7 protein-coding genes are annotated in these 7,580 nt (G+C 47.8%); all 7 read left to right on the forward strand.

Annotated elements, in window-relative coordinates:
- Window positions 1-234 precede the first annotated feature (234 nt).
- The 7 genes from HMPREF0673_RS11500 (at window position 235) to HMPREF0673_RS11530 (ending at window position 7,454) form a co-directional block, all read left to right on the forward strand.
- Window positions 235-1,428 (forward strand): pyridoxal phosphate-dependent aminotransferase, encoded by a 1,194-nt coding sequence (locus HMPREF0673_RS11500; protein ID WP_040596931.1) that lies wholly within the window; start codon window positions 235-237, stop codon window positions 1,426-1,428.
- A gap of 182 nt (window positions 1,429-1,610) precedes the next feature.
- The gene (locus tag HMPREF0673_RS11505) at window positions 1,611-2,447 is read left to right on the forward strand and encodes a MotA/TolQ/ExbB proton channel family protein (RefSeq protein WP_007902619.1); all 837 of its coding nucleotides are present in this window, start codon (window positions 1,611-1,613) and stop codon (window positions 2,445-2,447) included.
- A gap of 30 nt (window positions 2,448-2,477) precedes the next feature.
- Window positions 2,478-3,092: an ExbD/TolR family protein gene (locus HMPREF0673_RS11510; RefSeq protein ID WP_007902621.1), complete on the forward strand. Its 615-nt coding sequence runs from the start codon at window positions 2,478-2,480 to the stop codon at window positions 3,090-3,092.
- A 3-nt stretch (window positions 3,093-3,095) separates the two neighbouring features.
- Window positions 3,096-3,743, forward strand: a complete 648-nt coding sequence (locus HMPREF0673_RS11515) for an ExbD/TolR family protein (RefSeq protein WP_007902622.1) — start codon at window positions 3,096-3,098, stop codon at window positions 3,741-3,743.
- A gap of 30 nt (window positions 3,744-3,773) precedes the next feature.
- Complete coding sequence (locus HMPREF0673_RS11520) at window positions 3,774-4,607, forward strand: energy transducer TonB (protein WP_007902624.1); 834 nt, start codon at window positions 3,774-3,776, stop codon at window positions 4,605-4,607.
- Between the two features lie 334 nt (window positions 4,608-4,941).
- Window positions 4,942-5,913, forward strand: coding sequence for a PstS family phosphate ABC transporter substrate-binding protein (locus HMPREF0673_RS11525; protein ID WP_007902626.1), 972 nt, complete (start codon window positions 4,942-4,944; stop codon window positions 5,911-5,913).
- A 119-nt stretch (window positions 5,914-6,032) separates the two neighbouring features.
- Window positions 6,033-7,454, forward strand: a complete 1,422-nt coding sequence (locus HMPREF0673_RS11530) for a tetratricopeptide repeat protein (RefSeq protein WP_007902628.1) — start codon at window positions 6,033-6,035, stop codon at window positions 7,452-7,454.
- Window positions 7,455-7,580 lie beyond the last annotated feature (126 nt).

The following is a 7,580-nucleotide window of genomic DNA, read 5'->3' on the forward strand; positions in this document are numbered from 1 at the left end:
GATTGCGTCCGCCGTCCAATCTGGTTGCGTCCGCCGTCCAATCAGGTTGCGTCCGCCATCCAATCAGGTTGCGTCCGCCGTCCAATGCATACTTCCACGACTCTGGATGTTTAAAAAAGAACAAAATCTCATTGCATTTTGTAGTTTTACTTTTAATTCCTCTTTATTTTATTCGCCAAACTCAGAATTTCTTTATAATTTTGCAAGAAATTATAACTATACATATTTATAATAATGGCAGAATTATCAAATCGACTCAATCGTCTCGCTCCGTCACAGACACTTGCAATGTCGCAGAAGAGCGGCGAGATGAAGGCACAGGGCATAGACGTAATCAACATGAGTGTTGGTGAGCCCGACTTCAACACACCCGACCACATTAAAGAGGCTGCAAAGAAGGCTGTCGACGAAAACTTCTCACGCTATTCGCCAGTTCCGGGATACATGGATCTGCGTAAGGCTATCGTGGCAAAACTGAAGAACGAAAACAATCTCGACTACACAACAAGCGAGATACTCGTATCGAGCGGAGCCAAGCAGAGCGTCTGCAACACAGTGATGGCACTCGTCAACGACGGAGAAGAAGTGATAATTCCGGCTCCTTACTGGGTGAGCTATCCGCAGATGGTGAAGCTGGCAGGTGGTACGCCGGTCATTGTGAACGCAGGTTTCGAGCAGAACTTCAAGATGACTCCCGAGCAACTTGAGGCAGCTATCACACCGAAGACACGTATGCTCATACTCTGCTCGCCAAGCAACCCAACCGGCAGCGTTTATACAAAGGACGAGCTTGAAGCACTGGCAGAGGTCATCAAGCGTCACGACGACCTGTTCGTACTTGCCGACGAGATATACGAACATATCAACTACGTAGGCAAGCACGAGAGTATCGCTCAGTTCCCCGGCATGAAGGAGCGCACAATCATCGTCAACGGCGTGTCGAAAGCATACGCCATGACAGGCTGGCGTATCGGCTTCATTGCAGCACCCGAGTGGATTGTCAAAGGCTGCAACAAACTGCAGGGACAATATACAAGCGGTCCGTGCTCAGTAAGCCAGAAGGCAGCAGAAGCAGCATACACCACATCGCAGGAGTGCGTTGAGACAATGCGTAAAGCCTTTGAACGCCGCCGCGACCTCATCGTGAAGTTGGCAAAGGAGATACCCGGACTCGAGGTGAACTGCCCTCAGGGTGCATTCTATCTCTTCCCCAAGTGCTCAGGTTTCTACGGCAAGTGCTACAAGGGCAAGACCATCAACAACTCGACCGACCTTGCCATGTTCCTGCTCGAAGAAGGACACGTGGCAACAGTAGGCGGTGACGCCTTCGGCGACCCCGAATGTTTCCGCATGAGTTACGCCACCAGTGACGATAATATTCGCGAAGCAATGCGCCGTATTAAAGAGACACTGGCAAAACTCAAATAAAAAAATGTTAAAGCTATGACAATAGGGTGATTATTTGCCATTATTTGCTAACTTTGCCATGCTGATATAGCATAGAGAGTGGATATAGGCAAGAAACCACTAATACTATTTGAAATAGTGCTAACATAAAAATGAATTTTTTTATTAACCATTTAATAACTTATTAAACTTTACAAAAAATTATGGCAACTACACAAGCTAAAGCGAATCCGAAGAAGTCTTCAGGATTCCAGGGTGTTAAAAATGCGTTCTTTATCATCCTTGTATGTTTTGTACTCGCAGTGCTTTTCTTCAAGTACATCCTTGGTGCACCTGAGCACTTCGTAAACGGTGATCCGACACAGCCGGTTAAGGACGGTAACCTCATGGGTACAGTCTACAAAGGTGGTGTTGTCGTTCCTGTGATCATCACTCTTCTCTTCTCTGTAATCGCTCTCTCTATCGAGCGCTTCTTCGCTCTCCGTACAGCTTTCGGTAAGAGCTCACTCGGTAAGTTCGTTGTTTCTGTAAAGAAGGCTATCACAGCAGGTGATATGGCTAAGGCACAGGAGCTTTGCGACAAGCAGCAGGGTAGCGTAGCTAACGTTGTTGGCGCTTCTATCGCAGCTTACAAGGAGATGGAGGCAACTACAAACCTCAAGCGTGCTGCTAAGGTTTCTAAGATCCAGCAGGCTCACGAGGAGGCTACACAGCTCGAGATGCCTACACTTCAGATGAACATGCCTATCATCGCAACTATCGTTACACTCGGTACTCTTACCGCTCTTTTCGGTACTGTGGTTGGTATGATCCGTTCATTTGCTGCTCTTGCTTCAGGTGGTGGTGGTGACTCACTCCAGCTTTCTGAAGGTATCTCTGAGGCCCTCGTTAATACCGCATCTGGTATTTTGACATCATGGGTAGCCGTAGTCTCATATAACTACTATTCAAACAAGATTGACAAGCTGACATACGCTCTTGACGAAGTAGGTTACACTATTGCTAAGACATACGAAGCAAACCACGCAGACGAGGCTTAATTTTACTAACCCTTTAAAACATTTATCATTATGGGTAAAGTAAAAGTTAAGAAAGCGGATGTTTGGATAGATATGACTCCTATGTCCGACGTGATGGTCCTCTTGCTCACCTTCTTCATGTTGACATCAACATTCGTGAAGAACGAAGCAGTGAAGGTCATTACTCCGGGCTCGGTATCTGAAGTAAAGGTGCCGGAGACAAATGTCTTGACAATCCTCTGCGATAAGGACGGCCGTATCTTCGTTGGAATGGATAATCCAAAGAGAATGGGCGAACTCGTTCAGGGCATGGCAGACCAGTATGGCGTGCAGCTCACTAAGGGACAGATGGAAACTGCCCGCAGTGCTGCCTCTATCGGCGTCGAGATGCAAGACCTTGCATCTGCACTGAACTTGGAGGAAAAATTGAATGAATACCAGGCTACAAAGGGTATCCCTACTGATAGCGTGGACGGTAAGATGAGCCAGTTCCAGGATTGGGTGAAGATGGCTCGCGATAACAACGGCTCGGAAATGAAGCTCGCCATCAAGGCGGACGCAGGCACTCCGTACAAGACCATCAAGAAGATGATGTCGGAGCTCCAGGACATGAGCGAGAACCGCTACTATCTCATTACCGCGCTTAAATCTAATTCGGAGGACTAAGACATGGCAAAGAAAAAAGCAAGCAGACAGAAAAAGATGCAGACCCGCGTGGACTTCACGCCGATGGTGGACATGATGATGCTTCTTATCACGTTCTTCATGCTCTGTACATCTTTGGCTAAGCCTCAGACTATGAACTTAACCATGCCTTCGAACGACGAGAATATCTCTGATAAGGATCGTAACGCTGCTAAGGCATCACAGACTGTCACTATCTACGTGTGTGGTAACGATAAGATCTACCACGTTGACGGTCTGCCTAAGTATGATGACCCGACCTGTCTGAAGGAAACAACATGGGGTCAGAAGGGTATCCGCTCGGTGCTCTTCAACCACATCACCGAAGACGGCTCGCAGCCTGTTAAGGACATTATGATGGCTAAGGACGCTCTTGACAAGAAGAAGCTCGCTAACCCAGCTGCTTATCCAGAGGCAGTGTATGACGCTGAGCTGACTAAGATTAAGAAGGGTGAGCTCGAGACTGGCAAGGTGCCGACAATGACCATCATCATCAAGTGTACTGACGAGGCTTCATACAAGAACATGGTTGATGCTTTGGACGAAATGACTATCTGCAGTATTGGTACTTATGTCATTGACAAGATCAATGAGCAGGATGCTAAGCTTCTGAGCTCAAGAGGTGTCAAGTAAATGACTAATAATTAAAGAAAGGACGAAGAAATGTCAAAAATAGATTTGATATCCAATGAATGGACTGACCTCGTGTTTGAGGGCAGAAACCAGGCATATGGAGCCTATAAGTTGCGCAAAGGCACTGCCAAGCGTAACGTTTGGGCTTTGTTAATCGTAGGCCTTGCTGCAGCACTTCTCTATCTCGGACTTCAGCTTCAGAAAATGGCTGAGGCTAATAAGAAAGTTGAGAACACTCAAGCAGTGGAGCTCGCAAAACTTCAGACTGAAAAGAAGAAAGAGGCTAAGGTTGAGAAGAAGGAAGTAATCAGACAAGAGCCTGAAAAGGTCGTAGAGCAGGTTAAGTCTTCTGTTAAGTTCACCGCTCCTGTCATCAAGAAGGACGAAGAGGTTAAGGAAGAGGACGAGATTAAGCTCGACGAGGTACAGAAGAGCGACAAGGCTGTCGGTGCCTTCACAGTAGAGGGTAACGACGAGGTCGGTGGCGCTGTACTCAAGGCCAAGGAAGATATCGCAGCTCCGGAGCCTCCGAAGCATGTTGAGGAAACCAAGGTCTTCACAGTCGTAGAGCAGATGCCTATGTTCCCTGGTGGCGACGCTGCACTTATGAGCTACCTCGCTAACAACATCCACTATCCGACAGTAGCTGCCGAGAACGGCGTACAGGGTCGTGTTGTTGTAGGCTTCGTTGTTGAACGCGATGGTTCTATCACCGATGTACGCATATTGCGTGGTGTTGACCCGTCACTCGACCGTGAGGCTATGCGCGTGGTTAAGAGCATGCCACGCTGGACTCCTGGTAAGCAGAATGGTTCAGCTGTGCGTGTTAAGTATCAGGTGCCGGTAGCATTCCGCCTCCAGTAATCTTGACGCATACGAACATCTTACATGCTTAGACAGTAAGATTAGCAATAACAACCATCCACGTAGCTTCGGCTTTATGCCGGAACTCATGGATGGTTGTAGCTTAAATAAACATTTGTTTGTCGAACATTAGCACCTTGAATAAGCATTCCGACGCAATCGGCAATATACTTGAATCGTATTCCGATGCAATCGGCAACCAATATACCCCTAACCACCTTTGCGGCACACGTAGCCAGACACACCCCACGACCCACATGTGGTCCACTTAAAGCGAATGTTATTCTATACATTATATATATTATTGTGTTAAACTATTTGTTTATATACAACTATGAAAACGAATTTTAAGAACATCTCTATACTCGCACTGCTTGCAATGACGCTTGTAATGATGTCTTGTGGTGGCGAAAAGAAACGTAAGGACGGTAGAACCGATACCACTACGCAAGGTGAGATAAGCTTCGCGTGTGACGAGAGCTTCAGTCCGATAATCGACGAACTCGTAGAAGTCTATCACATGCAATGCCCGAACACCAAGCTCAAGCCTATCTATACCAACGAGATTGACGGCATCAACATGCTCCTCCAGCAGAAGACATGGCTCACGATCACCGCACGCAATTTCACTCCGAAGGAGTACACATACGTGAAGGACGGCTTGAATATGCTGCCCGAAGCAGTGCGTCTCGCCTACGACGGCATGGCACTCATCTGTAACAATCAGAACCTCGACTCATGTATCACCGTCAACGATATCAAGGCGATACTCTTAGGCAAGAAAACCAAGTGGAGCGAAGTGAACCCAGGCTCAAAACTCGGCGAGATTTGGGTGTGCTTCGACAATCGTAAGTCGAGTGCCGTGAACTACTGTTGCGACTCAATCCTCGGCGGAAAGCCAATCGACAGTCCGAACGTGTTCGCAGCAAAGGACAGTAAGGACGTTATCGACTACGTAGCATCCACCCCGAATGCCATCGGCGTTATCGGTAGCAACTGGCTCAACGACAAGCGCGACTCAACCAATACCACATGGAACAAGGCAATACGCGTGATGTCGGTATCGAAACTCGATAAAGCCACACCATATAACTCATGGAAACCATATCAGGCGTGGCTCCTCAACGGACGTTATCCATTCGTTCGCACAATATGGGCGTTGCTTAACGACCCGAAGCGCGGACTGCCTTGGGGCTTTGCCCACTTCATCGAGTCGCCGAAGGGTCAGCTCATCCTCTTTAAGGCAGGTCTGCTCCCCACACGTGGCGAGATAACCATACGCGACGTGCAGGTACACAACCAATAGTTGTGCTGTGCTAATTAACGTAAACGTATGCTAATACGCACCCCCACGCTTTAAACCAAGAGCGGTAGTCGTACGTCAATGAAATAAACAGAATATTAACATTCAAATTATACAGAACTATGAAAACAATGAAATACCTCGTAGCTGGACTGCTCCTCGCAGGCTTGTCAGTACCAGCAATGGCGCAGACATCACAGGCTGATATCGACGCCATCACAAAAGTGATTGTAGATGCTAAGGGCGACGCTATCGCTACTAAGGATCAGGTAAAGGCTTTCAAGAAGACTTACAAGAAGGACGCTACAGCTATCGCAGCTCTTGGTCGTGCTTTCCTTGAGGCTAAGAACTACCAGATGGCAGAAGAGATAGCTAACCTTGCAATCAAGGCTAACGGCAAGAGCGCTGAGGGCTACATCCTCCTCGGCGATATCGCTTCTGCACAGGACGACGGCGGTAAGGCTGCTGGCTACTATGAGCAGGGTACATACTATGAGCCGGCTAACCCGACATCATACGTAAGATATGCTACAGTGTACCAGAAGGTAGACCCAGACGGAGCTGTCGCTATGCTTGAGAAACTCCGCACTGTGAAGCCCGACTATCCTGTAGATGCTGCTGCAGGTCGTATGTACTCACGCAATGGTCAGTTGAAGTCGGCTATGTCTCACTACGACAAGGTGGCTGACCCGACAACCATCGAGGACTATATCCTCTTCGACTATGCTCTCACAGCGTACGCTCTTGAGGAGTACGACAAGGCAGTAAGCCTAGCGCAGAAGGGTATTCAGAAGTATCCTTACTACGGTTCATTCAACCGCGTTGTGCTCTACGCTTCTGACAAGCAGAAGAACTACCCAACAGCCGTTGAGTATGGTGACAAGCTTTTCGCTGCTACCGACACTGTTAAGTACACAGCAAACGACTACACCTACTACGCTGACGCTTTGCTGAACGTAGGTCGTATAGACGATGCTATCAAAGCTTACAAGCATATCCCAGAGGTTGCTCCTGAGAACAAGGAAGTGAACAAACTCATCTCTGATGCTTACCTCAAGGCAAAGAAGTTCGACGAGTCAGTAGCTGCTTACGAGGCATACCTCGCTGCTAAGGGTGAGGAGTGCACATACAAGGAGTACGACAACTTCGCTGACATCTATCTTGAGCAGTCAGAGGCTGCTGCCGACGAGGCTGCTAAAAAGGCTGCTTTGCAGAAGGCTGCAGACATCTATGGCACTATCGCAGAGAAGTACGACTACGCTGCTGTTTACGCTCTCTTCAAGCAGGCTAACGTGTTCCACGCTATCAACCCTGATCTGAAGGTTGGCTTGGCTATGCCTTACTACAAGAAGCTTGCTGAGAAGATCGAGTCGCTGCCGGAGAAGACAGCTGCCGACTTGAAGAAGCTTGGCACTGCTTATCAGTATCTTGCTGTTCATTACATACAGAACGACAAGGTAGCCGACGCAAAGCAGTGGGCTGCTAAGCTGCTTGAGGTACGTCCTGATGATGAGACTGCAAAGCAGATTATGGAACTGAAGTAATGCTTATTAACTTTTACAAATATAAAAAGGTGAACCAACGGTTCACCTTTTTTCATTTCGATGGCTACCAATGCAAATATTCTGCGCCGGAAGGTGGCACGTAAAAGTTAAAGCAGTTTTAGCTCT

The organism is Leyella stercorea DSM 18206 (assembly GCF_000235885.1).
GTDB classification, from domain to species: Bacteria; Bacteroidota; Bacteroidia; order Bacteroidales; family Bacteroidaceae; genus Prevotella; species Prevotella stercorea.

Coding starts and splice junctions, on each gene's coding strand:
- HMPREF0673_RS11505 (WP_007902619.1), top strand. CDS start 1,611: ATGGCAACTACACAAGCTAAAGCGAATCCGAAGAAGTCTTCAGGATTC.
- HMPREF0673_RS11500 (WP_040596931.1), top strand. CDS start 235: ATGGCAGAATTATCAAATCGACTCAATCGTCTCGCTCCGTCACAGACA.
- HMPREF0673_RS11525 (WP_007902626.1), top strand. CDS start 4,942: ATGAAAACGAATTTTAAGAACATCTCTATACTCGCACTGCTTGCAATG.
- HMPREF0673_RS11520 (WP_007902624.1), top strand. CDS start 3,774: ATGTCAAAAATAGATTTGATATCCAATGAATGGACTGACCTCGTGTTT.
- HMPREF0673_RS11530 (WP_007902628.1), top strand. CDS start 6,033: ATGAAAACAATGAAATACCTCGTAGCTGGACTGCTCCTCGCAGGCTTG.
- HMPREF0673_RS11510 (WP_007902621.1), top strand. CDS start 2,478: ATGGGTAAAGTAAAAGTTAAGAAAGCGGATGTTTGGATAGATATGACT.
- HMPREF0673_RS11515 (WP_007902622.1), top strand. CDS start 3,096: ATGGCAAAGAAAAAAGCAAGCAGACAGAAAAAGATGCAGACCCGCGTG.